General features: G+C 71.3%; 24 protein-coding genes and 2 pseudogenes. 13 read left to right on the top strand and 13 right to left on the bottom strand.

Translation table 11 applies throughout. The features are described 5' to 3' along the window. Both EAO72_RS27185 and EAO72_RS27180 read left to right on the top strand, forming a co-directional pair. The coding region (locus tag EAO72_RS27185) for a hypothetical protein (protein WP_410090506.1) at positions 1 to 200 on the top strand (200 nt) is incomplete at its 5' end. 60 nt (positions 201 to 260) lie between these two features. After that, positions 261 to 1,559 carry a M18 family aminopeptidase gene (locus EAO72_RS27180; RefSeq protein WP_148019820.1) on the top strand — a complete coding sequence of 433 codons (1,299 nt, stop codon included), beginning with the start codon at positions 261 to 263 and terminating at the stop codon, positions 1,557 to 1,559. 30 nt (positions 1,560 to 1,589) lie between these two features. On the opposite strand, the gene EAO72_RS27175 is transcribed toward EAO72_RS27180, so the two are convergent. Then, positions 1,590 to 2,600 carry a GlxA family transcriptional regulator gene (locus tag EAO72_RS27175; protein WP_148019819.1) on the bottom strand — a complete coding sequence of 337 codons (1,011 nt, stop codon included), beginning with the start codon at positions 2,598 to 2,600 and terminating at the stop codon, positions 1,590 to 1,592. Between the two features lie 163 nt (positions 2,601 to 2,763). Between EAO72_RS27175 and EAO72_RS27165 the strand changes: the two genes are divergently transcribed. From EAO72_RS27165 to EAO72_RS27155, 3 genes and pseudogenes are all read left to right on the top strand, one after another. Then, on the top strand, positions 2,764 to 3,354 hold the full coding sequence (locus EAO72_RS27165) for a cysteine hydrolase family protein (protein ID WP_148019817.1): 591 nt from the start codon (positions 2,764 to 2,766) through the stop codon (positions 3,352 to 3,354). Between the two features lie 93 nt (positions 3,355 to 3,447). After that, positions 3,448 to 3,666: a DUF6458 family protein gene (locus tag EAO72_RS27160; protein WP_148019816.1), complete on the top strand. Its 219-nt coding sequence runs from the start codon at positions 3,448 to 3,450 to the stop codon at positions 3,664 to 3,666. A gap of 126 nt (positions 3,667 to 3,792) precedes the next feature. Beyond that, positions 3,793 to 4,626, top strand: a pseudogene (locus EAO72_RS27155) (AfsR/SARP family transcriptional regulator); the annotation flags it as partial. A gap of 275 nt (positions 4,627 to 4,901) precedes the next feature. Here the strand turns inward: EAO72_RS27155 and EAO72_RS44150 are convergent. Then, positions 4,902 to 5,123, bottom strand: a pseudogene (locus EAO72_RS44150) (hypothetical protein); the annotation flags it as partial. On the opposite strand from EAO72_RS44150, the gene EAO72_RS27145 reads away from it, so the two are divergent. After that, positions 5,080 to 6,933 carry a tetratricopeptide repeat protein gene (locus EAO72_RS27145; protein ID WP_261991651.1) on the top strand — a complete coding sequence of 618 codons (1,854 nt, stop codon included), beginning with the start codon at positions 5,080 to 5,082 and terminating at the stop codon, positions 6,931 to 6,933. The pseudogene EAO72_RS44150 and the gene EAO72_RS27145 sit on opposite strands and share 44 nt — an antisense overlap. Before the next feature lie 164 nt (positions 6,934 to 7,097). On the opposite strand, the gene EAO72_RS27140 is transcribed toward EAO72_RS27145, so the two are convergent. After that, positions 7,098 to 8,909 carry an NHL domain-containing thioredoxin family protein gene (locus EAO72_RS27140; RefSeq protein ID WP_148019815.1) on the bottom strand — a complete coding sequence of 604 codons (1,812 nt, stop codon included), beginning with the start codon at positions 8,907 to 8,909 and terminating at the stop codon, positions 7,098 to 7,100. Positions 8,910 to 8,973: 64 nt separating this feature from the next. On the opposite strand from EAO72_RS27140, the gene EAO72_RS27135 reads away from it, so the two are divergent. Next, positions 8,974 to 9,465 carry an LURP-one-related/scramblase family protein gene (locus tag EAO72_RS27135; protein WP_148019814.1) on the top strand — a complete coding sequence of 164 codons (492 nt, stop codon included), beginning with the start codon at positions 8,974 to 8,976 and terminating at the stop codon, positions 9,463 to 9,465. Positions 9,466 to 9,723: 258 nt separating this feature from the next. On the opposite strand, the gene EAO72_RS27130 is transcribed toward EAO72_RS27135, so the two are convergent. Further along, positions 9,724 to 10,524, bottom strand: a complete 801-nt coding sequence (locus EAO72_RS27130) for a carbon-nitrogen family hydrolase (protein WP_148019813.1) — start codon at positions 10,522 to 10,524, stop codon at positions 9,724 to 9,726. A gap of 183 nt (positions 10,525 to 10,707) precedes the next feature. Here EAO72_RS27130 and EAO72_RS27125 point away from each other — a divergent pair, with 183 nt between their 5' ends. Further along, on the top strand, positions 10,708 to 11,532 hold the full coding sequence (locus EAO72_RS27125; RefSeq protein WP_148019812.1) for a maleylpyruvate isomerase family mycothiol-dependent enzyme: 825 nt from the start codon (positions 10,708 to 10,710) through the stop codon (positions 11,530 to 11,532). A gap of 90 nt (positions 11,533 to 11,622) precedes the next feature. Here the strand turns inward: EAO72_RS27125 and EAO72_RS27120 are convergent, their stop codons facing one another. Further along, positions 11,623 to 12,933: an MFS transporter gene (locus tag EAO72_RS27120; RefSeq protein WP_148019811.1), complete on the bottom strand. Its 1,311-nt coding sequence runs from the start codon at positions 12,931 to 12,933 to the stop codon at positions 11,623 to 11,625. Further along, the gene (locus EAO72_RS27115; protein ID WP_148019810.1) at positions 12,930 to 13,604 is read right to left on the bottom strand and encodes a GntR family transcriptional regulator; all 675 of its coding nucleotides are present in this window, start codon (positions 13,602 to 13,604) and stop codon (positions 12,930 to 12,932) included. Before EAO72_RS27115 ends, EAO72_RS27120 begins: the two co-directional genes overlap by 4 nt. A 207-nt stretch (positions 13,605 to 13,811) precedes the next feature. On the opposite strand from EAO72_RS27115, the gene EAO72_RS27110 reads away from it, so the two are divergent. Next, on the top strand, positions 13,812 to 14,735 hold the full coding sequence (locus EAO72_RS27110) for a D-alanyl-D-alanine carboxypeptidase family protein (RefSeq protein WP_410090505.1): 924 nt from the start codon (positions 13,812 to 13,814) through the stop codon (positions 14,733 to 14,735). A gap of 221 nt (positions 14,736 to 14,956) precedes the next feature. Here EAO72_RS27110 and EAO72_RS27105 read toward each other — a convergent pair whose 3' ends face one another. Next, a complete protein-coding gene (locus EAO72_RS27105) occupies positions 14,957 to 15,850 on the bottom strand; it encodes an NADP-dependent oxidoreductase (RefSeq protein ID WP_148019809.1) in 894 nt (297 codons plus the stop codon). Between the two features lie 70 nt (positions 15,851 to 15,920). On the opposite strand from EAO72_RS27105, the gene EAO72_RS27100 reads away from it, so the two are divergent. Beyond that, complete coding sequence (locus tag EAO72_RS27100; RefSeq protein WP_148019808.1) at positions 15,921 to 16,496, top strand: TetR/AcrR family transcriptional regulator; 576 nt, start codon at positions 15,921 to 15,923, stop codon at positions 16,494 to 16,496. Here EAO72_RS27100 and EAO72_RS27095 read toward each other — a convergent pair. Beyond that, the gene (locus tag EAO72_RS27095) at positions 16,493 to 17,683 is read right to left on the bottom strand and encodes a serine hydrolase domain-containing protein (protein WP_148019807.1); all 1,191 of its coding nucleotides are present in this window, start codon (positions 17,681 to 17,683) and stop codon (positions 16,493 to 16,495) included. The genes EAO72_RS27100 and EAO72_RS27095 overlap by 4 nt on opposite strands. A gap of 405 nt (positions 17,684 to 18,088) precedes the next feature. Here EAO72_RS27095 and EAO72_RS27090 point away from each other — a divergent pair, with 405 nt between their 5' ends. Beyond that, positions 18,089 to 18,967: a D-alanyl-D-alanine carboxypeptidase family protein gene (locus tag EAO72_RS27090; protein WP_410090504.1), complete on the top strand. Its 879-nt coding sequence runs from the start codon at positions 18,089 to 18,091 to the stop codon at positions 18,965 to 18,967. 92 nt (positions 18,968 to 19,059) lie between these two features. Here the strand turns inward: EAO72_RS27090 and EAO72_RS27085 are convergent, their stop codons facing one another. The 4 genes from EAO72_RS27085 to EAO72_RS27070 form a co-directional block, all read right to left on the bottom strand. Continuing rightward, the gene (locus tag EAO72_RS27085; protein WP_148019806.1) at positions 19,060 to 19,737 is read right to left on the bottom strand and encodes a DUF4232 domain-containing protein; all 678 of its coding nucleotides are present in this window, start codon (positions 19,735 to 19,737) and stop codon (positions 19,060 to 19,062) included. Between the two features lie 299 nt (positions 19,738 to 20,036). Beyond that, positions 20,037 to 21,389 carry a S41 family peptidase gene (locus tag EAO72_RS27080; RefSeq protein ID WP_261991650.1) on the bottom strand — a complete coding sequence of 451 codons (1,353 nt, stop codon included), beginning with the start codon at positions 21,387 to 21,389 and terminating at the stop codon, positions 20,037 to 20,039. Between the two features lie 115 nt (positions 21,390 to 21,504). Next, on the bottom strand, positions 21,505 to 21,684 hold the full coding sequence (locus tag EAO72_RS27075) for a DUF397 domain-containing protein (protein WP_148019804.1): 180 nt from the start codon (positions 21,682 to 21,684) through the stop codon (positions 21,505 to 21,507). After that, positions 21,681 to 22,535 (bottom strand): DUF5753 domain-containing protein, encoded by an 855-nt coding sequence (locus EAO72_RS27070; protein ID WP_148019803.1) that lies wholly within the window; start codon positions 22,533 to 22,535, stop codon positions 21,681 to 21,683. The genes EAO72_RS27075 and EAO72_RS27070 overlap by 4 nt, the downstream gene beginning before the upstream one ends. A 254-nt stretch (positions 22,536 to 22,789) precedes the next feature. Here EAO72_RS27070 and EAO72_RS27065 point away from each other — a divergent pair, with 254 nt between their 5' ends. Together EAO72_RS27065 and EAO72_RS27060 are read left to right on the top strand one after the other, a co-directional pair. After that, positions 22,790 to 23,290, top strand: a complete 501-nt coding sequence (locus tag EAO72_RS27065; protein ID WP_148019802.1) for an ATP-binding protein — start codon at positions 22,790 to 22,792, stop codon at positions 23,288 to 23,290. A gap of 232 nt (positions 23,291 to 23,522) precedes the next feature. Continuing rightward, positions 23,523 to 24,431 (top strand): aldo/keto reductase, encoded by a 909-nt coding sequence (locus tag EAO72_RS27060; protein ID WP_148019801.1) that lies wholly within the window; start codon positions 23,523 to 23,525, stop codon positions 24,429 to 24,431. A 57-nt stretch (positions 24,432 to 24,488) separates the two neighbouring features. Here the strand turns inward: EAO72_RS27060 and EAO72_RS27055 are convergent. Beyond that, positions 24,489 to 25,187 (bottom strand): dihydrolipoamide acetyltransferase family protein (locus EAO72_RS27055; RefSeq protein WP_261991649.1); only part of this gene is annotated, 699 nt, incomplete at its 5' end.

The following is a 25,187-nucleotide window of genomic DNA, read 5'->3' as shown; positions in this document are numbered from 1 at the left end:
CCGAGATGGGAACGATGGGCGGGCCCGCCACCATCACCCAGCTCCGGGTCGGCACGACCGTGCTCGGTATCAGCACCGGGAACCGGGGCAAGGAGGCCGTCTCCGACCAGGAGGTGAAGGAGTTCGCCGCCGTGTTCGCCGAGCGCGCCCAGCAGGCGCAGAACGGTGAGAAGCCCTCCGCCGCCGTCGCGGGAGGATAGCGGCGGCCCTGGAGGCACTACGGTGAATCGTCCGGGCCGGGCCTGGTTACAGTGAAGAACATGAGTTCCTCCCTCCGGTTCGACCGCGGCCACACCGACGATCTGATGGCCTTCCTGATGTCCGCCCCCTCCCCGTACCACGCCGTGGCGAGCGCCGCGGCGAGGCTGGAGAAGGCCGGTTTCCGGCAGGTCGAGGAGACCGCGGCCTGGGACGGGACGAGTGGCGGGAAGTACGTCCTGCGCGGCGGCGCCATCGTGGCCTGGTACGTGCCGGAGGGCGCCGGGGCGCACACCCCGTTCCGGATCGTCGGAGCCCACACCGACTCCCCGAACCTGCGGGTGAAGCCGCTGCCCGACACCGGTGCGTACGGCTGGCGGCAGGTCGCCGTGGAGGTCTACGGCGGCACGCTCCTCAACACCTGGCTGGACCGCGACCTCGGCCTGGCCGGCCGGATCTCGCTGAACGACGGCACGCATCGCCTGGTCGACATCGACCGGCCGCTGCTGCGCGTCCCGCAGCTGGCCGTGCACCTGGACCGGTCGGCCAACCCCGACGGGCTCAAGCTCGACCGGCAGAAGCACATGCAGCCCATCTGGGGGCTCGGTGACGTCGAGGAGGGCGACCTCATCCGCTTCGTCGCCGGGGAGGCGGGCGTCGACGCCGAGGACATCACCGGCTGGGACCTGATGACGCACCCCGTCGAGGCGCCGTCCTACCTGGGCCGTGACCGCGAGCTGGTGGCCGGTCCGCGCATGGACAACCTGCTCTCCGTGCACGCGGCGACCGCGGCGCTCGCCGCCGTCGCCGGGCAGCCCGACTCCGAGATCCCGTACATCCCGGTGCTGGCCGCCTTCGACCACGAGGAGAACGGCTCGCAGTCCGACACCGGCGCGGACGGGCCGCTGCTCGGCACGGTCCTGGAGCGCTCGGTGTTCGCCCGCGGCGGTACGTACGAGGACCGCGCCCGCGCCTTCGCCGGCACCGTCTGCCTCTCCTCGGACACCGGCCACGCGATCCACCCCAACTACGCGGAGCGCCACGACCCGACGCACCACCCGGTCGTCAACGGCGGACCGATCCTCAAGGTCAACGTCAACATGCGGTACGCGACCGACGGCAGCGGGCGGGCCGTGTTCGCGGCGGCGTGCGAGAAGGCGGGCGTGCCGTGGCAGACCTTCGTCTCCAACAACGCGATGCCCTGCGGCACCACGATCGGCCCGATCACCGCCGCCCGGCACGGCATCCAGACCGTCGACATCGGCGTGGCCATCCTGTCGATGCACAGCGCCCGTGAGCTGTGCGGCGCCGACGACCCGCACCTGCTGGCCACCGCGCTGGCGTCGTTCCTGGCGGGCTGACGACACGCTCCGACGGTCCCCCTGCCTGGGTCAGGCAGGGGGACCGCTGTCATGGGGGCCGGTCCGGAAGCGGCGGCGGTATTCGGTCGGCGTCGTGTCGAGCCTGCGGCGGAACGCCCTGACGAGGGTGTCGACGGTGCCGAACCCGCAGGCGGACGCGATCCGTTCGAGCGTGGCGTCGGTGGATTCGAGCTGGTTGCGGGCCCTCTCGACGCGGACCGACTCGATGTAGGCGTGAGGCGTCGTGCCGAGTTCGGTCTTGAAGATCCGGGTGAGCTGCCGGTCGCCGATGTGGCCGTGGGCGGCGAGGTCCGCGACGGTGAGCGGTTCGGCGATGTTGCGCATGATGTGGTGCCGCAGGTCCTCGATGCGCCGGGTCGTGGAGACCTGTTCCAGCGGAACGCTGAACTGGCTCTGGCCGCTCGGCCGCTTCAGGTACATCACGAGCTGCCGGGCGACCCGCAGCGCGACGGCCTCGCCCAGATCGTCGGCGACGAGGGCGAGCGACAGATCGAGGCAGGCGCTGATCCCCGCGCCGGTCCACACGTCCCCCTCGCGGATGAAGATCGGATCGGCGTCGACCTCCACCCGTGGGTGGTCGGCGGCGAGTCGCTGTGCGGTCGACCAGTGCGTGGTGGCCCGCTTGCCGTCGAGGAGTCCGGCAGCGGCGAGGATGTGCGCGCCGACGCAGACGGACGTGACACGGCGCGTACGTCCGGCGAGCTCTTCCACCCGGCGCACCACGGCCGGGTCGGTGAGCGGGTGCACACGCCCCTGCCCGTCGGTCWCCACCGCCCCGGGGACCAGGAGGGTGTCGATGCTCCGTGCCGCCAGGTCGTCGAAGGTGAGGTCGGGGAGGATCCGGACCCCGGCGGCGGTGGTGACCGGGGCGGTCGTCTCGGCGGCCAGGACCACGTCGTAGCCCGCCGCTTCCTCCGTCTCGCGGCGCGCGAGCGAGAACACCTCGGGCGGTCCGGTGACGTCGAGCAGGTCGACGCCGTCGAAGAGGACGATGACGACCAGCCGGTCGACGGTGCTCACGCTCACAGGCTCCCGGGCCTCCTGTCTGGCTCGCGCGATGGTGTCGGTTTCTGCATGTTAGACGACATTGCCGACACAGGGGGCGGGCCGTAGCGTCGTAGGTACGGCCCGCCGGTCCGGTGGGCGCCGACCTCCCCGACCCGACACCCGAGGTGCCACAGTCATGCCCCGAACGACGCTGCGCCAGCTCAACGGCCTCGACGACACCCCCGCGAAGCTCGCCGATTCGACCCTGGTCCTCATCGACTACCAGAACACCTACACGACCGGTGTGATGGAGCTGGACGGCTGGCAGGCCGCGCTCGACGCCGGCGCCCGCCTCCTGGCACAGGCGCGCGAGGCGGGCACGAAGGTCATCCATGTGATCAACGACGGCGGGGAAGGCTCCGCGTACGACATCCGGGCCGAGATCGGCCGGATCCACCCGGCGGTCGCGCCCGCCGACCGCGAGACCGTCGTCGTCAAGCAGGCACCGGACTCCTTCGTCGGCACCGACCTGGGCGAGCACGTCGACGCCGCGGGCCGGACCGACCTCGTCCTTGCCGGGTTCATGACCCACATGTGCGTCCAGTTCACCGCGCAGGGCGCCTTCCTGCGCGGCAACCGGCCCACCGTCGTGGCCGACGCCTGCGCCACCCGTTCCCTGCCGGTCGACGGCACCGAACTGAACGCCCGCCAGGTCCACCTCGGCGCCCTCGCCACCATCGCGGACCTGTACGGGGTCGTCGTCCCGGCACAGAACTCCCTCACGTAGTCCACCGGCCCGGCGGGAGCATGCTCGTCGGCGGTCCGGGTACGCGAGCCGTACACGGTCCGGAGCTTCCGGGCCGTCAAGGAGGCGGAACTCATGGGACTCGGAGGCTGCATCATCCTCATCGGTGCGGGGGCGATACTCGCCTTCGCCACCGACTGGGAACTGGACACCGTCAACGTGGACATGGTCGGCTGGATCATGATGATCGTCGGCATCATCGGCGTCTTCGTCTACGCGAGCGTGATGCGCCGGCGCCGTATGGTCGTACCGCCCACCACCACCGTGGTGGGTGACGACGAACGGCGGCTGTGACCTGCGTGGGTGCGCCCCGCCGAGCGGGCGCACCCCTTGGCGGGCACTGCGGGATCCCCGATATTCTGGACGCTTGTCCGTGACCCGGAACCGGGCGCGTCACGCCCGGGAATGGGAGAGCCGCTCGTGGAGTTCCGGTTGCTCGGCACGGTCTGCGTCGACACGCTGACCGGGCCGCTGCCACTCGGCCCCGCCAAACGCCGCAGCCTGCTGGCCGCACTGCTGTTGCGCGCCAACACACCGGTGTCCATGGCGCGGTTGACGGACTGCCTGTGGGACGACGACCCGCCGCTGCACGCCCGCACGGTCATCCAGGGCCATGTGTCCCGGCTGCGCGTCCTGCTGACGGGTGCGGACGCGGAGGCGTACGGGGTCGAACTGGCGACGCTGGGCGACGCGTACGTCCTGCGGGCGCCGGAGACCCTGCTGGACTCCCAGCGGTTCGAGGAACTGCTGATGCTGGCCCGGGAGCAGCGCAGCCCGGCCGACTCCGTGCTCATGCTGAAGGAGGCCCTGTCGCTGTGGCAGGGGCCCGCGCTCACCGGTACGTACGCCAGCGCGCCGCTCCAGGCCGCCGCGCACGCGCTGGAGGAGTCCCGGCTGGCGACGGTCGAGCAGCTGGCGCGCGCCTACGCCGTGCTGGGGGAGCACCACCGCGCGGCGGCGCTCCTGCGGGCCGAGGCGGACGCCCACCCGATGCGGGAGTCCCTGGCCGCGGCCCTGATGACGGCGCTGTACCGGTCGGGCCGGCAGTCCGAGGCGCTGGATCAGTTCCACCGCACCCGCCGGATGCTCGCCGACGAGCTCGGCATCGACCCGGGGCGCGAGCTGGCCGACGCGTACGCGCAGATCCTGCGCGGCGATCCGGAACCGGCGGACGACCGGTCCCCGGGCGCCCCCGCCGGGGCTACCGAGGCCGACCGCGCACCCGCGACCCACGACGGCGCCGGAGCCGCCCCGGAACGCGCCGACCTGCCGGCCCCGGCACGCCCCGCCGTGCCGAGCAACCGGAACTCCACGAGCGGCTCTCCCATTCCCGGGCGTGACGCGCCCGGTTCCGGGTCACGGACAAGCGTCCAGAATATCGGGGATCCCGCAGTGCCCGCCAAGGGGTGCGCCCGCTCGGCGGGCCTGACCTGCGCGGAGTCACGGACGTTGTCGAGGATGACGAGCAGGCTGAGCCGGTCGGTCAGCGAGCGGAACAGCGCCGCGGCGCCGGTGACGGACTCCGGGATCCGGCGCGGCGCGACCCCGAGCGCGAGCAGGAACTCGCGCAGGACCTCCAGGGGCGTCGGCTCACCCGTGTCGGAGAACCCGCGCAGGTCGGCGTAGAGCCGCCCGTCCGGGAACGCCGCGGGCGACCGGCGTGCCCAGTGCAGGGCCAGCGCGGTCTTGCCCACCCCGGCCGGTCCGGTGAGCAGACAGACGGGTGCCTCGCCGGCCGCCGCCCGGGACAGCGCGGTGAGTTCGGCGCCGCGCCCGTGGAAGCCGCGGGGAGCACGGGGCAGCAGGTCGSCCGCGGCGTTCCCGGACGGGCGGCTCTACGCCGACCTGCGCGGGTTCTCCGACACGGGTGAGCCGACGCCCCTGGAGGTCCTGCGCGAGTTCCTGCTCGCGCTCGGGGTCGCGCCGCGCCGGATCCCGGAGTCCGTCACCGGCGCCGCGGCGCTGTTCCGCTCGCTGACCGACCGGCTCAGCCTGCTCGTCATCCTCGACAACGTCCGTGACTCCGCGCAGGTCAGGCAGCTGCTGCCGGGCGGCACGGACTGCGTCACGCTGATCACAAGCAGGCACCGGCTGGAGGGCCTCATCGCCTCGGACGCCGCCGTCCCGGTGCCGCTGGACGTGCTGGAGCCGCCGGACGGCACCGCGCTCCTGGCCGGCGTGCTGGGCGAGGAACGGGTCACCGCCGAGCCGGTGGCCGCCCGGCGGCTCGCCGAGCTCTGCGGCGGACTGCCCCTCGCCCTGCGGGTCACGGCGGCCCGGCTGGCGGGCCGTCCGCAGTGGACGCTCGCCGACATGGCGGACGAACTGGCCGACGAGCGCAGTCGGCTGACGTATCTCGCCGTGGAGGACACCGGGGTCTCCGCCGCGCTGCGGCTGACCGTGCAGCAGCTGCCGCCGGACGCCGTCCGCCACTTCACCCGTCTCGGCCACCACCCGGGCAGCCACTTCGACCCGTACACGGCCGCCGCGCTCGCCGGCAGCGACCCGGTCGTCGCCGCGGCCGCGCTGGAAAGGCTCGCCGCCGCCCACCTGGTCACCGAGGCCGGGCCCGGACGCTGGATACTGCACGATCTGGTGCGGCTCTACGCCCGCGGGCTCGACCCGGCGGCAGGCCCGCACGCGCTCCTCGGCGTGCTCGACCACTACATCGCCACCGCGCTGGCCGCCGCGGACACGGCCGAACCCGGCGGTGAGCCGTGCTTCGTGCTGCCGGACGGCTTCCGCCGGCCCGCCGCCGTAAGGGACTTCGCCGGCCGGGACGCGGCGATGGACTGGCTCGCGGCCGAGCGCGAGGACCTCTCCCTGGCCGCTGCCGCCGCCCGTACCGCGGGACTCGACGACCGGGCCTGGCGGATCATCCTGCTCCAGTGGCCGCACGTGGTGTGGCGGGCGCGGGACGGCTGGGCCCCGATGCTGGAACTGGCCCTGGCCGCGGCGGTCGCGCGGAACGATCCGTACGCCGAGTCCCGGGTGCGCAATCTGCTGGGCTGGGTGCTGGCCGAAGAGGGCAGGACCGCCGAGGCCGTGGCTCTTCTGGAGCCTTCGCCCGGCCTCGCACGGCAGGCCGCGGACCGGCTCGGCGAGGCGACGGCCCTGATCAACCTGGCGATCGTCCAGGCCGAACAGGGCGGCCTCGACGTGGCGATGGAGGGCTGCGGCCGGGCGCTGGAGCTGGCCAGGAAGGAACCCGACGCGCACACGGAGATGCTCGCCCTCCAGCACCTCGCCCGCATGCAGCTCACCGCGGGACGCCCGCAGGACGCCCTGAACTCCGCCCGCGCCGCCTTCGAGCTGGGCCCCGAGCCCGAGGAAGCGGCCCGCCGGGTGCTCCTGACGACCGTCAGCGGCGAGGCGCAGCTCGCCCTGGGCGCGGAGGACGAGGGCGTCCTGCTCCTGGACCTGGCGGCCACGGAGGCCGAACGGTCCGGGTACGACGTGGGCGCGGTACGGGCCCTGGAGGCGCTGCTGCGCGTCGCCGCGGGGCAGGAGTACGTACGGCGCTACGAGGAAGCGGTCCGGCGTCTCGCCGACGACGGATGACGGTTCTCCCGCCGTCGGCGGGTGAAGGTCCCCGGGGCGGATGCGGCTCGGCCTGCCCGCGCCGACGACGGGCGAAAGCCCTCCGGGGTCGCCAGGGTCGCCGGTGGTGCAGCAGCCGGGGCGGACCGCGGTGGTCCCGCGCGTCCGTCCCGGCCGACGCGCTCTCAGCCCTGCTCGTCCATGCCCGCCAGCACCAGCGGCAGCCGCGAGATCCCCTCGGCGGTCACGGTGACCGGGACGCCCCAGTCCTGCTGGTGGACGTGGCAGGCCGGGTACTCGTTCGCCGGGTCGTCGTCGCAGGACGCGGCCATCGCGGAGACGTGCAGGACGCCCTCGGTGACGCCGTCGGCGAGGACCAGGTCGCGGAAGAGGTCGGTGCCCGCGCCTTCGCCCGCGGCCAGCAGCTCCGGCGGTGTCGAGGAGACCAGCAGCCGGGTCGACGGCCCGTAGCGGGTGTCCAGCTTCTGGCCGGCGGGCGCCTGGAAGACGACGTCGAGCCGGAGCGTGCCGGGGGCGATCGCGGTCGCCGCGCGCTGGGTCCGGTGCGCCTGGTCGGCGACCCGTACCGCCTCCTCGGGCAGCCGCAGCCGGGTCAGCCGGTGCCGGGCGGACTCGACGACCACGAGGTCGCCGTCGACCAGCACGGCATCGCTCGGCTCGCGCAGGTCCGTGGCCAGCGTGGTGACCTCGTCGCTCGCCGGGTCGTAACGGCGCAGGGCGTGGTTGTACGTGTCGCAGACGGCGACGGACCCGTCCGGCAGCGCGGTGACGCCGAGCGGGTGCTGGAACAGCGCCTGTGCGGCGGCTCCGTCGCGGTGGCCGAAGTCGAAGAGCCCGGTGCCGACGGCCGTGTGCACGGCGCCCTCACGGTCGACGTAGCGCAGGGAGGACGTCTCCGAGTCGGCGACCCACAGCCGGTCCTCGGTCGCGGCGAGCCCGGACGGCTGGGCGAACCAGGCCTCCGCACCCGGTCCGTCGACCAGTCCTTCGTTGGTGGTGCCGGCCGCGACCCGGACCGTGCCGGCCTCGGGGTCGTACGTCCACAGCTGGTGCACGCCCGCCATGGCGATCCACAGCCGGCCGTCGAACCAGGCGACGTCCCACGGCGAGGAGAGGTCGACCTCACGGGCCGCGCCGCTCGTGGGGGCGCCCTGCCACCACTGGCGGCCGGTGCCCGCGAGGGTCGTCGTCACACCGGTCGTGAGGTCGAGGGCCCGGATCGCGTGGTTGACCGTGTCGGCGACGGCGATCCGCCCGTCGGGCAGCAGCGCCAGCCCCTGCGGCTCACTGAACCGGACGTCGTCGGGCCCGCCGTCCGCGAGTCCGCGCTCACCCGACCCGAAGTGACGCCGGACGCTCTCGCCGTCCGCGTCCAGCTCGACCAGGCGGTGGCGGGTGGTGTCGGAGACCAGGAAGCCGCCGTCGGCGAGCAGCAGCGCCTTGCCGGGGAACCGCAGGTGCGTGGCCACCGGCTCGGGTGCCACATAGGGGCCGTCGCCGCGGCGCAGCGTGCCCTTCTCCGCGTGCTCGGCCTCCAGCTCCTCGACCAGCTTCTCGATGGCGTGGGCGTGACCCTCGCCCGCGTGCTGGGCGACGACATAGCCCTCGGGGTCCACGACGACGAGCGTCGGCCAGGCGCGTACGGCGTACTGCTTCCAGGTGGCGAGCTCGGGGTCGTCGAGCACCGGGTGGTGGACCTCGTACCGCTCGACGGCATCGACGACGGCCTGGTGCTCCGCCTCGTGGACGAACTTCGGCGAGTGCACGCCGATGATCACCACGGTGTCGCGGTGCTTCTCCTCCAGCTCGCGCAGCTCATCGAGGACATGCAGGCAGTTCACACAGCAGAATGTCCAGAAATCCAAGATCACAATGCGCCCTCGCAGGTCAGCGAGGGTGTACTGCCGGTCGCCTGTATTGAGCCAGCCGCCCTTGCCGATCAGTTCGGGGGCCCTGACGCGCGCACGTGTTGCCATAGGAACAGTCAACCCCAACGTGGCGTCCGCGCATTCCGCAGGGGCCTCGGGGAACCTGTGAGCCATGAGACTTCTCGTACGTGAGCGACTGTTCGGCATCGGTGACGACTACTGGATCGAGGACACCGACGGCCGCAAGGTCTTCCTCGTCGACGGCAAGGCCATGCGGGTACGCGACACCTTCGAGCTGAAGGACGCGCAGGGCCGGATCGTGATCGAGATCCGGCAGAAGCTGCTCAGCCTGCGCGACACGATGCTCATCGAGCGGGACGGCGAGCAGCTCGCGAAGGTCAAGCGGAAGCGGCTGTCGCTGCTGCGCAACCACTACCGGGTGACGCTCGTGGACGGGACCGAGCTCGACGTCAGCGGCAAGATCCTGGACCGCGAGTTCGCCGTGGACTACGACGGGGAGCTGCTGGCCCAGATCTCGCGCCGTTGGCTGACCGTGCGGGACACGTACGGGATCGACATCGTGCGCGAGGACGCCGACGCGGGGCTGCTGATCGCGGTGGCGGTGTGCGTGATCGTGCTCGCGGAGAAGGAGCACGAGGACTGAGCGGCGTGGATGCCTGTTTCATGTGACCGGGCGCCTGTCTCATGGGAGCCGGGTGTTTGTCTCACGGGAGCCGGGTGCCTGTCTCGCGGGAGCCGGGTGCCGGCTTCACACGAGCCGGGTGCCTGTTTCACGTGAAACAGGCACCGTCCTCGGCCAGCCCCGTACTGAGGGCAGTAAGCCCCGTACCGAGGGCAGGAGCCCCCGTACCGAGGACGGTCAGCCCCGTACCGAGGACGGTCAGCCCTGTACCGAGGACGGTCAGCCCCGCACGACAGGCGGCGCCAGCCCCAGTCGGCGGTCCTTGAGCGCGGGGAACTGGTCCCGGGTGGTGGCGACCTTGACCGGGTCGAACTCCACGGTCAGGACCTCCTCGTCCGCGCCCGCCTCGGCGAGCACCTCGCCCCACGGGTCGACGACGATGCTGTGTCCCGCCTGCGGGACCCCGGCGTGGGTTCCCGCGCAGCCGACGGCCAGGACGTAGGCCTGGTTCTCCACGGCCCGGGCCTGGGCCAGCAGCGTCCAGTGGGCGCGGCGGCGCTCCGGCCAGCCGGCCGCGACAACGAGGGTCTCGGCACCGGCGTCGACGAGTCCACGGAACATCTCGGGGAAGCGCAGGTCGTAGCAGGTGGCGAGGCCGAGGGTGGTCTGCGGCAGGGCCAGGGTCACCAGCTCGTCGCCGGCGCCCATCATGACCGCCTCGCCCCGGTCGAAGCCGAAGCGGTGGATCTTGCGGTAGGCGGCGGCCCGCTCGCCCTGAGGCGTGAAGACGAGCGTGGTGTTGTAGAGCGTGCCGTCGGCATCGCGTTCGACGAAGGACCCCGCGTGCAGCCAGACCCCGGCATCGGCGGCGGCCTTGGCCATCGCCTCGTGCGTGGGACCGTGCAGCGGTTCGGCCTCGGCCTCGAACTCCGTGTAGGCGAAGGCGCCGACCGGCCAGAGCTCGGGCAGGACCACCAGGTCCGCCCCCCGCTGGGCCGCGATCAGGGAAGCCGCGCGTTCCCTGCGGGCCTGCACGGATTCGGCCGGGTCTACTGCGATCTGGATGAGGGAGGCGCGCACACTACCACCGTCCTGGCATTCGAGCCGTCAACACGGGCCTACGATCGTCACACGAAAGCACTGCCGGGGTGCCTGCTCGCAGCGTAACTTAGCCACCGAACCTCATCGCCGCTCGCAGCTCGCATCCCGCCGTCCGCGCCCAGCTCTCCAGCCCATGCACCGCAGAACCGCACGAGGGGTCCCGTGACCGTCCATCCCAGCCTCCAGACCTACGCCGACGCCTGGACCCACTCCATCGAGTCGATAGCCGAGCTGGTGAGCCCGCTCACCGAGGGGGAGTGGAACGGCCGTACGCCATGCCCCAACTGGTCGGTGCGCGACATCGTCTCGCACATCATCGGCATGGAGTGCGAGCAGCTCGGCGACCCGCGTCCCATCCACACGCTTCCGCGTGATCTCTTCCATGTGCAGAGCGACTTCGCCCGCTACATGGAGATGCAGGTCGACGTCCGGCGCCACCACACCGCGCCGGAGATGACCTCGGAGCTGGAGTACACGATCATCCGCCGGTCCCGTCAGCTGCGCAACGAGACGCGTGACCCGGAGACCATGACGCGGGCCCCGCTCGGCGCCGAGCAGACCCTCGAACTGGCGCTGCGGATGCGCGCCTTCGACGTCTGGGTGCACGAGCAGGATCTGCGGACGACGCTCGGCAAGCCCGGCAACCTCGACTCTCCCGGCGCCACGGTCGTCCGGGACACGCTGCTTCTGTCGCTGCCGAAGGTCGTGGCCAAGGACGCGGGCGCACCGCCCAACTCGGCGGTCGTGCTGGATGTGCACGGCCCGATGGAGTTCCTGCGCACCGTCAGGGTCGACGCGGAGGGCCGCGGTTCGGTGGACGGCGCGCCCTCGCTCGGTCCCGTGGTGTCGCTGGCGATGGACTGGGAGACGTACGTACGCCTCGCCTGCGGCCGGGTGCGGCCCGGTGCCGTCGCGGACCGGATCAAGGCCGAGGGCGATCAGGACCTGGCCGCCGCGATCCTGCAGAACTTCGCCGTCACCCCGTAGTCACTGCACCGCCGGTGCGCCCGCCCCGCGAAGGGACGGGCGCACCGCAGTTTCCGGGGCCGGACGGGCACGCCGGCATGGGCGCGGCGCTCACGCGGGCACGTGCACGGCCTCCACGCGGCTGATCACATGGTGCTCGCGTTCCCGGTGCGCGGCCTTCAGCCGCAGCCGCAGGATCTGTACGACGCCGAGCGCCTCCAGGACGAAGACCGAGGCGAACGCGATGCGGTAGTTGTCGCCGGTCGCGTCCAGCAGCACACCGACCGCGAACAGCGTGGTCATCGAGGCGACGAAGCCGCCCATGTTGACGATGCCCGACGCCGTGCCCTGGCGCTCCGGCGGGTTGGCCGGGCGGGCGAAGTCGAAGCCGATCATCGAGGCGGGCCCACAGGCGCCGAGCACCACGCACAGCGTGATCAGCAGCCACATCGGCGCATGGTCCCCGGGGTGGAGGATGGCCGACGCCCACAGCAGGGCCGTCATGCCGACCGTCCCGAGGGCGAGCGGGATCCGGGCCGCGTGGTGCCGGGCGATGACCTGCCCGTAGACCAGGCCCACGGCCATGTTGGAGAGCACCACCAGCGTGAGCAGCTCCCCCGCGGTCCCCCGGCTCAGCCCCTGGTCCTCCACCAGGAACGGCATGCCCCACAGCAGCAGGAACACCATGGCCGGGAACTGCGTCGTGAAGTGCACCCACATGCCGAGCCGGGTGCCGGGCTCCCGCCAGGCGGCGGCGATCTGCTTGCGTACGTACGTCGCACCGGCGTGCTCGGCGGGCGGCGGCTCGAACCCCTCGGGGTGGTCCTTCAGGAAGAGCAGGAGCAGTACGAGCACCACGACTCCGGCCAGCGAGCTGCCGACGAAGGTGGTGGTCCAGCCGAGGCCGTGCAGCGACCGGGCGATGACCAGCGTGGAGACGAGGTTGCCCGCCATGCCGAAGAGGGCGGCGACCTGTCCGATCAGCGGGCCGCGCCGGGCCGGGAACCAGCGGGCCCCCAGCCGCAGCACGCTGATGAACGTCATCGCGTCGCCGCAGCCGAGCAGGGCGCGGGAGGCCAGCGCGCTGCCGTACGAGGGGGAGAGCGCGAAGCCGAGCTGGCCGAGGGTGAACAGGACGGCCCCGATGGCCAGCACCTTCTTGGTGCCGAGCCGGTCGACCATCAGCCCCACGGGTATCTGCATGCCCGCGTAGACGAGCAGCTGAAGGATGGAGAAGGTGGACAGCGCCGAGGCGTTGACGTCGAAGCGCTCGGCGGCGTCGAGTCCCGCGACACCCAGACTGGTGCGGAAGATGATCGCGACGAAGTAGACGGCGACACCGATGCCCCAGACCCAGGCGGCACGCCGGCCACCGGGCGGATCGCCGGGCAGGGACAGGGTGGGAGCGGCGGCAGAACTCACCGGTCCTCACCCCTGACCAGCACCTTGACCCGGCTGACATGGCGGCGCACGACCTGCGCGGCACCGTCCGCGTCACCGGCCCTGATCGCCTCCAGCAGCTCACCGTGCTCGGTGATGTTCGCGGCGATCCTGCCGGGGTGGGACTCCATGACCGCGACGCCCATCCGCAGCTGCCGGTCGCGCAGCTGGTCGTAGAGGCGGGACAGGATCTCGTTGCCTGCGTGACGGACGATCTCGGCGTGGAAGCAGCGGTCCTTCACGGAGACGGCGGCCAGGTCGCCGGCCTCGGACAACTGCCGCTGCTCCTCCAGGAGCTCCTCCAGCCGGGCGATCAGCTTCGCCGAGGCGGGCACCGCCTTGCGTACGGCGAACTCCTCGACGAGCAGCCGGGTCTCCACGACGTCGGCGATCTCCTGAGCGGAGACGGCGAGCACGAGGGCGCCCTTCTTCGGGTAGAGCTTGATCAGCCCTTCGACCTCCAGCCGCAGCAGCGCCTCGCGCACGGGCGTACGGGAGACACCCACGGCGTCGGCGAGGTCGCCCTCGGTCAGGAGCGTCCCGCCCTCGTAGCGGCGGCTCAGGACCGCGTCCTTGATGTGGGTGTAGACGCGCTCGGCGGCGGGGGGCCGCTTCGCGGGCGGGCGGACGGGGGACGCGGCTGGAGCAGGCATGCGCACAGCATAGATACAACATGCACGCAAGCGTGAACCCTTCCACGATGCGGACGCCGGCCCGCTGCCCGACATCCGGAACCCGAGCCCCCGGATGTCGTACAAAATCACCCTCCCGCACACCACAACCATTTGTCGGCCCCATCGGTCTCATCACCGCGCGGCACCCCCATGTAGCCGCATTCCAGGGGCCTTTGGAGCATCGACTTGAAACTCGGCATTCTCGGCATTCAACGGACAAGGCGCGCTTCCGTGGCCGCCACGGTGGCGCTGACCACAGGCGCCGTGATCGCGGGCAGCGCGTTCGCCTCGACGGCGCAGGCCGCCCCGCCGCCGGCTCCGACCATCGTCGCCAAGGGCGGCTTCGTGATGAACAACGGGACCGGGAAGGCCTTGTACACCAAGGCCGCGGACACCCGCCGGTCCACCGGGTCCACCACGAAGATCATGACCGCCCGGGTGGTGCTGGCCCAGAAGGGCCTCAACCTGGACTCCAAGGTCACGGTCCAGAAGGCGTACAGCGACTACATCGTCGCCAAGGGCGCGTCCTCGGCCCGCCTCATCGTGGGCGACAAGGTCACGGTCCGTCAGCTCCTCTACGGCCTGATGCTGCCGTCCGGCTGCGACGCCGCGTACGCGCTCGCCGACAAGTTCGGCTCCGGCAGCACGCGCGCGGCGCGGGTGAAGTCGTTCATCGGCAAGATGAACACCACGGCCAAGAGCCTCGGCATGACGAACACGCACTTCGACTCGTTCGACGGCATAGACAACGGGTCCAACTACTCGACCCCGCGCGACCTGACGAAGCTCGCGAGCAGCGCGATGAAGTACTCCACGTTCCGCACGGTCGTGAAGACGAAGTCGACGACGCAGAAGGTCACCACGAAGAGCGGCGGTACCCGCTCCATGTCGTGGACCAACACCAACAAGCTGCTGGGCACCTACAGCGGCGCGATCGGCGTGAAGACCGGCTCCGGCCCGACGGCCAAGTACTGCCTGGTCTTCGCCGCGACCCGTCACGGCAAGACCGTCATCGGCGCGGTCCTGACCTCCACCTCGGAGGCGACCCGCACGTCGGACGCCAAGAAGCTCATGGACTACGGGCTCGCGAGGTATCTCAGCCGGGTCTGACGCAGGACAGGAGCCCGGCGTACGCGGTGCGCGTACGCCGGGCTCCGTCGCGTACTGGGCCCGTCCGCTTACAGGCTTCTTCGCCTACCGGGCTCCTTCGCGGACCGGACCCCGTCGCCTGTCGGCCCCCTTCGCGTACCGGGCCCGCAGGCCGGCACGTGCGCGAGGTCCCACAGGCGTGCGTGCGACCCCTCCCAGGCCGCGGCCGCGCACCGATCCGGTCAGACGACGATGACCCGACGCCCGCGCGTGTGGCCGGCCCGGCTGTCGATGTGCGCCTCCGCGGCCTCGGCGAGCGTGTAGGACTTCTCGACCGGGATGTGGAGCTTCCCGCGCGCGATGAGCCGGGCGGCCTCGGCGAGCGCGTCCGGCACGCTCCCGGCCACGCCGGAGAACCGGACACCGAACTCCGGCGCACCGAGGTCCGCGATGGAGACGACCCTCCGCGGATCCCCCGTCAGCTCGACGAGCTCACGGACCACCCCGGAACCGGCCAGGTCCAGAGCGGCGTCGACCCGGCCGAGCTGCCGCACCCGCTCGGTCCAGCCCTCGCCGTACGTGGTGGCGAGGGCGCCCAGGCCCCGCAGGTAGTCCTGGTTCGAGGCGCCGCCCGTGCCGATCACCGTGATGCCGCGCTCGCGGGCGATCTGCAGCACCGCCGACCCGACTCCACCGGACGCCCCGCTGACCAGCAGCGTCTGACCGGGCAGCACGCCGACCTCGCGGAGGACGCGCAGCGCGGTCTCCACCACGGAGGGGTAGCCGGCCGCCTCCTCGAACGTCAGGCCCTCCGGCATCCGGGCCCAGGCGGACAGCACGGCGAACTCGGCGTACGTACTGGATCCTTCGCCGAACACCTGGTCGCCGATCTCGACCCCGGCGACGCCCTCGCCGACCTCGTCCACCACCCCGGCGGCGTCCAGCCCCACCCCGGCGGGCAACTCGGTCGGATGGGCACCCAGCACCTGCCCCTCGCGGACCCGCCAGTCGACGGGGTTCACGCCCGCCGCCCGCACGGCGATGCGTATCCGGCCGGGGCCCGCGTGGGGTTCCTCGGCATCGATGAGTTGCAGAACGTCCGGACCGCCGAACTCGGCGAAGCTCACTTTCTTCATACGGAGGAACGTAACACTAACCGTTAGCTTTTTGGAACGGTGAGGATTTCCTACCTGCTAGCGTCACCGTATGACCGTTGAGTCCGGGCGCCGTGAGCGCAAGAAGGCCGCGACCCGCCAGAAGATCGCCGACACCGCCCTGCGGCTCTTCCTGGAACGCGGGTACGACGCGGTGGGCATCCGCGAGGTGGCCGCCGAGGCCGATGTGGCCGTCACCACGCTCTTCTCCCACTTCGCCTCCAAGGAGGCCCTGGTGTTCGAACAGGACCCGGCCTTCGAGCAGCGCCTCACCGCGGCGGTCACCGGCCGGGCGCCGGACGAACCGCTCCTGCCCGCCCTGCGCCACGAGATCCACGCCCTGGTACGCCACTGCACGGCGGACGGCAACGCCCCGGTCTGGGACATGGTCGTCGGGTCGTCCGCTCTGCGGGAGTACGAGGAATCGATGCGGCTGCGCCACGCGGAGACGCTGGCGGCGGCCATCGCCGCGGATCCCGGGCTGGGTCGGACCACAACGGCCTGCCGGACGATCGCGAGGTTCGTGGTCGACGCGTACGCGCTGTCCCGTGAGGCGCCCGATCCGGAGGCCGCCGTGGACGAGATCTTCGAGATGATCGAGGCGGCGTGGACCGCCACCGCCCCTTAGCCGGTCCGCCCCTCCCCGAGGGCGTCGGCTCCGCACAGTTCCTGGTCCACGAGTGTCCTCATGGCCTGCTGCGTGTCCGGGCCGCCGTCACTCGTGGCGTACACGACGGCCGTCCTGGATCCGTCCCGGGTGATGCCGGCCCAGGTGCGGTAGCCGAGCAGTTCGCCCGGGTGCCCGTAGTAGCTGCCGCCGCAGGTCAACGGGATCTCGCCCAGCCCGAGACCGTACCGGACGCCCATCCCGGGTGCCTCGACGGTGGACGTCATCTCGGCCAGCTCCGCCGGTTCCAGGAGGCGGCCGCCGAGCAGCGCGCCGTAGAACCGGCTCAGATCGTGCGTGGTGCTGATCACCGCGCCCGATCCGATGGCCATGCTCGTGTTGAGCGCGGTCACGTCGATGACGCCCGCATCCGTGCCTTTGCCCGTGCCGAACGTGGTGTAGGCATGGGCGTGCGGGCCGGGGACGAACGGCGAGGTGCCGGGCGTGCTGGTGCCGCTCAGGCCCAGCGGCCGGATGATCCGGTCCGCCACCTCCCGGTCCCAGCTCCGGCCCGTCACCTCTCGGATGATCATCGCGGCGAGAATGTAGTTGGTGTTGGAGTACGACCACACCGCGTCGCCCGTCATCACCTCCGGGCGCCCCATCGCCAGCCCGGCCAACTCCTGCGGGGTGTACGTACGGAACCGCTCGGCCCGGTACCCGTCGGCGCTGTTCAACGCGGCTATTTCCGGGAGCACTTCGGGGATCCCGCTGGTGTGCTGCAACAGCTGCCGGACAGTGATCCGGCTGCCGTCGAGGCCACCGCCCGCGACCACTCCCGGAAGCCACCGCTCGACGGTGTCCTCCAGGGACATGCGCCCCTCGCCGACGAGTTGCAGCACGACCGTGGCGGTGAACGTCTTGGTGGCGCTGCCGATCCGGAACCTGCCGCCCGGGGGCATCGGCCTCCTGGTGCCCTTCTCGGCCACCCCGGCCCGCGCGACGGCCCGCGTGCGGGTGCCCGGTGCCGTCACCTCGGCGGACACCCCGACCACTCCGGTGTCATGGATCGCGTCAACCTGCCGCTGGAGCGGACCGGCGTGCTGCCCGTCCGCGACGGCCGGCAGGCCGCCCGACGTGGCGAGGAGGAGTGCGGCGAGACCGGTCAGGACGAGCAGTCGTCGCCGACGCCTTCGTAAGACCTGCATGAGGGACCCCATTTCCGCCCTCGGCCTGCGGCCCTTCGCCGCCGGTTTCGAGGGTGGCGCCCATCCCACCAGGGAAGAGGGGTCCGGCCCATCCTGCCTGCCCCCGCCGCCGGGAGGCGCTGTCGGCAGGGCGGCCCCGGGGGCTGACCGGCGGCGCGACCTGGGGATTGCCCTCCCGACCACGCCCGAACCACCCGAGCCGCCGCCCCGGCCGGCGCTGCCCATCGGGCCGGCCATTAGGGGTGACCGACTCGGCCGGTGACGCCGCCCGGATATCGCGAAAAATCGCCCCGCCTACGCCACAACCATTCCTCGCCCCTGCACGTCTCACCCATGCGCGGCACCCCATGCAGCCGCCTTCCATGGGCATTTGGAGCATTCAACTTGAAACTCGGCATTCAGCGCATGAAGCGCGTTTCGGCTACCGCCACGGTGGCTCTCACCGCAGGTGCCGTCATCGCGGGCGGCGCCTTCGCCTCCACCGCACAGGCCGCCGCACCGCCGGTTCCGAAGATCGTCGCCAAGGGCGGCTTCGTGATGAACAACGGCACCGGCAAGACGCTGTTCACCAAAGCCGCGGACACCCGTCGCTCCACAGGCTCCACGACGAAGATCATGACCGCCCGGGTGGTGCTGGCCCAGAAGGGCCTCAACCTGGACTCCAAGGTCACGGTCCAGAAGGCGTACAGCGACTACATCGTCGCCAAGGGGGGCTCCTCGGCCCGCCTCATCGTGGGCGACAAGGTCACGGTCCGTCAGCTGCTCTACGGTCTGATGCTCCCGTCCGGCTGCGACGCCGCCTACGCGCTCGCCGACAAGTTCGGCTCCGGCTCGACACGCGCGGCCCGGGTGAAGTCGTTCATCGGCAAGATGAACTCCACGGCCAAGACCCTCGGCCTGAAGAACACGCACTTCGACTCGTTCGACGGCATAAGCAACGGGTCCAACTACTCGACCCCGCGCGACCTGACGAAGCTCGCGAGCAGCGCGATGAAGTACTCCGCGTTCCGCGCAGTCGTGAAGACGAAGTCGACGAAGCAGAAGGTCACCACGAAGAGCGGTGGCTACCGCTACATGTCGTGGACCAACACCAACAAGCTGCTGGGCACCTACAGCGGCGCGATCGGCGTGAAGACCGGCTCCGGCCCGACGGCCAGGTACTGCCTGGTCTTCGCCGCCACCCGCAACGGCAAGACGGTCATCGGCACGGTCCTGACCTCCACCTCGGAGGCGAACCGCACCGCGGACGCGAAGAAGCTCATGGACTACGGCTTCAAGAAGTAGCCCGCTCCGGAGTGACGGAAGGAGGGGCCCCGCGGAAAGCGCGTGGGGCCCCTCCTTCCGTCCGGTCCGCCCGGCGCGCAGGTGCGTGCGGGTCAGCCGCCCTGGCCCGCGCTGCCGATCGGGCCCACCAGCACCGAGGAGCCGGAGCCGTCCGTGACCGGCAGCGAGCTGTTGCCCGGCCAGGCGAGAGTGACCGACTTCGTCTCGTTCGGCGGGGTCACCACCAGCCCCGTGATGTGGACGCCGGAGCCACCCGTCTCATTGAGCGGGTAGCTGACGTAGAAGTCGATCTCCTTGCCGTTCTTGAGGGTGTACGGGTCGCCGGGCTCACCCTTGCGCGTGGCGGAGATGTCCCCAGCGTTGGTCTTCAGGTCGACGCCCGCGAACCCGGAGATCACACAGTCGGCGCCGCTGCCGTTCTTCAGCGCCACCACGACGCTGCCATCGGGGTCGCCGTCGATGAAGCCGTCCTGCGCGGTGATCTCCAGCCCGTCGGTGGTGCACTTGGGAGCCGTGCCGTCCCCGGAACCGGAGCCGGAACCGGCGGGGTCGGCCGTGCCCTTGCCGTCGGAGCCGGTGCCGGATTCCTTGCCGCTGTCCTGATCCGAACCGCCCGAGCCCGAGCCTCCTCCCGCGGAGGAAGCGGCGGAGGCCGAGGAGGCGGACGACGGGTCGCTCGCCGCCGCGCCGTCGTCACCGTTCTGGCAGGCGGTGAGCGAGAGACCGGCGGCGACGACCAGGGCGGCGAAGGTGATCCTGTGAGCGCGCATCATTTCTTCCTCAGCATCGGTGAACGGGACCGGCCGCTCCGTACGCGTCGGGTACGAGCGAGCGTTACTGACCACCATGAGCGGCGGGCCCGCCGCACCGTTCCGCCGAACCACCGCCTAAGACATGCCTGTTACACGTACAGGCCGGCGACTCACCCCTTCGCACCGGCTGCGCCGCTCCGGAACCCGCCGCCGGGCCTGCCCTGCGGCCACCTCCCGCCACGGTTCCGCACTCGTTCGACGCGGCCCCCGGCTGGGACAGACCCGTAACCCGACACACCGGACCGGCACGTGGCGCCTCACGCCGGCTTCTGCTCCCGAAGGACGGCGACCGCCGCGTCGAAGGCCGAGTCGTGGTCCGTCGCGAACTCCTCCTCGGTGAAGACCGGTGTACGGATGTGGGGCGGGATGCCCGCGCCGTCGAAGGTCCCTCCCCGGCGGGTGAGGAACTCCTCGTTCGGAAGCCAGACCGTCATGCCGCCCGGCAGGGTGCGGTCCAGGGTGTCGGAGAAGACGCCCTGCGTGTTCTCCCCGATGCGGACGGTCCGGCCGGGCCGGTCGATGAGGGCCTGGGTGAACGTCTCGCCCGCGCTGAACGTCGTCGCGGCCGTCAGCACGGCCACCGGACCGCCGTAGCGGGGGACGCCGCGTGCGGGCTTCACGGGGACGGGCTGCGGCCGGGTGTACTGGGTGCGCTTGCGGTAGGCGGTGTACGAGGAGTCGGTCAGGCGCCCGGCAAGGTGCAGGCCGAGGGCGTCCGCACCGCCGCCGTTGATCCGCAGGTCGATGACGAGTCCGGTGAGCGAGGCCGTGCGCTCGGCGGTGAACACGGTGTCCAGCGCCTTGTCGAGCTCGGCCAGCTCCGCGGCGTACGCATGCCCTTCCTCGCTGCTGTAACCGGCGAACCCGGACAGCCGTAGATAGCCCTGCCCGCCGGGCAGATCCGCGTAGCTGATCCGGCCGTTCGCGAACTCCCGCAGCGGCTCGCCGTCGAGGTCGCTCCGCACGATGTAGTCCTTGACCTTGGTGTCCAGATCACTGCCGATCACGGCCGTACCCGGACGGACCTGGGAGAAGCGCCGCTCGCCGTCGAAGACGGTGACGTGTGCGTCGTACAGCGGCTTCACCATCTCGCCGAAGAGGGTGAAGAGTTCGTCCCTGGACGTGCCGGCGTGCACCTTCGGCCGGTACGTGTCCCGTACGGCATGCCAGTCGATGCCCTTGGCGGCGAAGAACGGGTAGTTCTCCTCGAAGGACTGCCAGAAGACGTCGAACGTCGCCACCGGGTCATCCTCGGCTGCGGGCTGCGCACATGCCGCCGGGAGCCTGCCCAGCCGGCGCAGTTCCCGGTACCCGGCCGAACCCGACAGCTGTAGCGTCCCGGACGCCCGGACGGTGAGGAGCGTCCCGTCGCCGGACCTGTACACGCCCGGTGCCGTCTGCTTCGCCGGCTCGCCCTTGATGCAGCCCAGCGCGGTGGTCTGGTACTCCTGAAGCCGCCCGTGCGCGATCGACAGGACGGTGCCGTAGCCGTTCACCCGCCAGATGCCGTCGACGGCGGGCCGTGGCGCCGCGGCGGCGGGAACGGTCGCCCCACCGGCAAGGGCCAGTGCCACGAGTGCGGTTGCCGCCTTGGATATCCCGTGTCGCAAGGTGTTCCTCTCCCCGTACGCGATCTGCGTCAGGGAATCGACGATCGCGGACGGACCGTCGCGAGGACATCCAGCGGGCTGGTGGGTCGAGAGGGGGATACCCCCCGGTCTGCCCCTACGCCCTGCGCAGGCCGGCCTGGAAGGCGTGCCACGCGGTGGGGGCGAGGAGGAGGACGGGGCCATCGGCCCGCTTGGAGTCGCGGACGGCGACGGCGCCGGGGATGTTGCGTGCGACCTCGACGCACTCGCCGTTCGGCTCGCTGTAGCTGGACTTCGTGAAGCGGAAACTGGTCATTCGTTCATCCCTTTGGCGACGCTTTCGAGAAACCGCATTGAGTCGTACGGCGACAGGCTCATGGCGCAGGTGCGTGCGAATAGTTCGGTGTACGACGCACTCTCCTCCACACCCTCCACCCAGTTGGTGGTTCGTAGACCGTCCATGTGCACGACGTCCGTCGCGCCTTCCTCGGCGAACGTAAGAATATTGAAGGACCCACCACCGCAGGAATGCACCCCGGCCCTGAAGGGCAGGACCTGAACATCGATGGTGGGCCGTTCCGCCAGCTCGCGCAGATGTTCCAGCTGCTGACGCATGACCTGAGGCCCGCCGATCATCTGACGCAGCGCAGCCTCCCAGATCACCGCGTGTACGCGGAGCGGACTCGAACCACCCAGACGGTGCTGACGGCGCACGCGCACGTCCACGATGCGCTCGACCTCGTCGATCTCATCAGGAGAGACGGCTGCGACCGCCAGAGCCCTCATGTACTCGGGCGTCTGGAAAAGGCCTGGGATCAGCGCAAGTTGCCACGTACGTACCTTGATAGCCACGTCCTCCATGGCAATGTACTCCCGCAGATTTCCCGCAGTGAGCGAGCTGACCCACCAGCCCTTCGCCCTGCGTCGCTCCCGATCGAGCTTGGCCAACCGCAGAAGCCCCTGCACCACTTGAGGGTCTTCGACTTCGTACAGCCGGCATAGCGCAACTACGTCAGGATCCCGGAACGGCACCCAGCCCCGCTCCATCTTGGCGACCTTGGCCGCCTGGGCGCTGAGGGCATCCGCAGCCTGCGCCTGGTTGAGACCTGCAGCCTCTCGAAAGGCCAGCAGCTGACCACCCAACTGCCGCGCAAGGACGGTAGACACGCGATTCCCCAAGCCCGCATGCGCCTTTGACACCGTTCAACACCTCCCGTGTTCGAGACAGTCTGCATCGGTCGATCAGACCGCCACAATCACACTTGTGGGGAGAATTATCTCCGAGAGATTGTGCACACCTCGCCCGATCGCTACGTTCAGTACTCAGCAGGCCACCCAGCGACACTCCTGGGCGGAAGCGCACCGCCCTGCCCCGGCGCGGCATTGCCACCGCCCGCACCTCAACAGAGAGGCACGCGCCCATGACCGCAGCCCAACAAGCCCCCGYCCCCGACCCCCAACCCCCGCTCCACGAGGACCGCCTCGACTACACCCCCACCGCCCGCAGCGTGACCCTCGCCCGCCGGCGGACCGCCCGCCTGGTCGCCGAGTGGGGGCACCCCCACCACACGGGTGAAGCCGCCCTCCTGGTCAGCGAGTTGGCGACCAACGCCTTACTGCACGGCAGCATGCGGGGCCGGCTCTTCCGGGTCCACCTCAGCCTCACCGCCACCACCCTCCGCATCGAGGTCAGCGACCCCCGTGGGGAACGGCTCCCCGGACTCCGCGAGGCGGGCGCCGACGACTGTTACGGGCGCGGGCTCCTCATCGTCGCCCAGCTCGCCGACCGGTGGGGCGTCGAGCCGCGCACCGTCGGTAAGACGGTCTTCGCCGAACTCACCGTGGGGCCGGGGAGCACCCACAACACTCGCAACTCTGGTCTCAACCCCACTCGGACTGCTAAGGTGCCGGGTGTTACGTGAGCCTTCTCGGTGCGGATTTCCTTCCGCCGGGGAGGCTTTCTTCGTTCCCGGACACGCCCGGCCGCGCCACACGCCCGGAGCGCGCCACACGCCCGGCTCTCGCCACACGTCCAGCTCACCCGGTACCGGCGAACCCCTCGACGGGCCCGCCGAAGAGCCCGGGACGGGGCCGGGACGGGGCCGCGTGCCCGGCGACCGCTTCCGCCACCCACCGCAAGAGGAGACCTCAGTCATGCCTGCACGAACGAACCCAGCTGAACACGGCGGGACTTGGCGGCTCGGTGACCTGCCGGTGTACCGCGTCGGCTTCGGCGCGATGCGCCTGACGGGTACCGCACCCTTCGGCGACGGCGTGCCCCGTGACCGTGAGCGGGCGATCAGCGTGCTCCGGCGGGCGGTCGAGCTCGGGGTCAACCACATCGACACCGCCGCGTTCTACTTCTCGGCCACCCGATCCGCCAACGAGCTGATCAACCGCGCGCTGGCGCCCTACCCGGAGGATCTGGTCATCACCACCAAGGTCTGGCCCGGCCGCGACCCCTCGGGCGCGTGGTGGTGGGCCGAGCCGGCGCAGCTGCGCGCCCAGGTCGAGGAGAACCTTCGCCAACTCGGCCGCGATCATCTCGACGTGGTCAACCTCCGCGTACCGCCGAGCGGTCGGACCGGCTCGATCGGCGAGCACTTCGGCGCGCTGGCCGAACTGCGCGAGGCCGGGCTGATCCGCCACCTCGGCGTCTCCAACGTCACGTCCGCCCAACTGGCCGAGGCCCGGGACATCGCCCCGGTCGTCTGCGTCCAGAATCCCTACGGAATCGGGGCGCCGAGCGAGGAGCGGGCCCTCCTTCGGCACTGCGGTGAACTCGGCATCGCGTTCGTCCCGTTCTTCGCCATCGCCGGGCCCGGACGGGAGGCGGGGCCTGCGGTCGGTGACAACGAGGCGGAGGTGTGTGCCGTCGCCCGCGCGCACGGGGTTTCGATCCCGCAGGTCCGGCTGGCCTGGACCTTGCAGCAGGGGCCGCACGTCCTCGCGATCCCCGGGACGAGCGACCCGGACCACCTCGCGCAGAACGTGGCGGCCGGCGCACTGCGGCTCTCCGAGGAGGAGATGGCGCGCCTCACCTCGCTGGGCGCGCGCACATGACGGTGGGCCCGCGCGAACGTCTCGCGGGCCCACCTCATGCACGTACCACCGGGGTCACTACCCCCAGGTGATCAGCCGCTTCGGCTGCTCGAGGACCGCGGCGACGTCCGCGAGGACCTTGGAGCCGAGCTCGCCGTCCACCAGGCGGTGGTCGAACGAGAGGGCGAGGGTGGTCACCTGGCGGGGCTTCACCTTGCCCTTGTGGACCCAGGGCTGGAGCTTGATCGCGCCGACCGCGAGGATCGCGGACTCGCCCGGGTTCAGGATCGGCGTGCCCGTGTCGACGCCGAAGACGCCGACGTTGGTGATGGTCACCGTGCCGCCCGCCATCGCGGCGGGAGACGTCTTGCCCTCGCGGGCCGTGGAGACCAGCTCGCCCAGGGACGCGGCCAGTTGCGGCAGCGTCTGGTCGTGCGCGTCCTTGATGTTCGGGACGATGAGTCCGCGCGGGGTCGCGGCGGCGATGCCCAGGTTGACGTAGTGCTTCTGCACGATCTCCTGGTTCGCCTCGTCCCAGGCGGCGTTGACCTCGGGGTTCCGCTTGATCGCGACGAGGAGGGCCTTGGCGATGATCAGGAGCGGGTTGACCCGCACCCCGGCCATGTCCTTGTCCTCCTTGAGCTCCGCCACGAGCTTCATCGTGCGCGTGACGTCGACGGTCACGAACTCCGTGACGTGCGGCGCCGTGGAGCTGCCGATCCCGTTCGACGGGGTGGTGCACGAGCTGCGCTTCCCCGAGGGCACGACCGTCGACGT

Origin of the sequence: Streptomyces sp. OR43, assembly GCF_008042275.1 — a bacterium.
Classification (GTDB): Bacteria; Actinomycetota; Actinomycetes; order Streptomycetales; family Streptomycetaceae; genus Streptomyces.
This window is presented reverse-complemented; position numbering and strand designations above follow the sequence as displayed.

Excerpts from the sequence above, each read along its gene's own strand:
- EAO72_RS27135 (WP_148019814.1), top strand. The coding sequence starts at position 8,974 with ATGAGACTTCTCGTACGTGAGCGACTGTTCGGCATCGGTGACGACTAC.
- EAO72_RS27100 (WP_148019808.1), top strand. The coding sequence starts at position 15,921 with ATGACCGTTGAGTCCGGGCGCCGTGAGCGCAAGAAGGCCGCGACCCGC.
- EAO72_RS27085 (WP_148019806.1), bottom strand. The coding sequence starts at position 19,737 with ATGCGCGCTCACAGGATCACCTTCGCCGCCCTGGTCGTCGCCGCCGGT.
- EAO72_RS27115 (WP_148019810.1), bottom strand. The coding sequence starts at position 13,604 with ATGCCTGCTCCAGCCGCGTCCCCCGTCCGCCCGCCCGCGAAGCGGCCC.
- EAO72_RS27060 (WP_148019801.1), top strand. The coding sequence starts at position 23,523 with ATGCCTGCACGAACGAACCCAGCTGAACACGGCGGGACTTGGCGGCTC.
- EAO72_RS27180 (WP_148019820.1), top strand. The coding sequence starts at position 261 with ATGAGTTCCTCCCTCCGGTTCGACCGCGGCCACACCGACGATCTGATG.
- EAO72_RS27160 (WP_148019816.1), top strand. The coding sequence starts at position 3,448 with ATGGGACTCGGAGGCTGCATCATCCTCATCGGTGCGGGGGCGATACTC.
- EAO72_RS27095 (WP_148019807.1), bottom strand. The coding sequence starts at position 17,683 with ATGCAGGTCTTACGAAGGCGTCGGCGACGACTGCTCGTCCTGACCGGT.
- EAO72_RS27165 (WP_148019817.1), top strand. The coding sequence starts at position 2,764 with ATGCCCCGAACGACGCTGCGCCAGCTCAACGGCCTCGACGACACCCCC.
- EAO72_RS27075 (WP_148019804.1), bottom strand. The coding sequence starts at position 21,684 with ATGACCAGTTTCCGCTTCACGAAGTCCAGCTACAGCGAGCCGAACGGC.
- EAO72_RS27105 (WP_148019809.1), bottom strand. The coding sequence starts at position 15,850 with ATGAAGAAAGTGAGCTTCGCCGAGTTCGGCGGTCCGGACGTTCTGCAA.
- EAO72_RS27140 (WP_148019815.1), bottom strand. The coding sequence starts at position 8,909 with ATGGCAACACGTGCGCGCGTCAGGGCCCCCGAACTGATCGGCAAGGGC.
- EAO72_RS27090 (WP_410090504.1), top strand. The coding sequence starts at position 18,089 with ATGAAGCGCGTTTCGGCTACCGCCACGGTGGCTCTCACCGCAGGTGCC.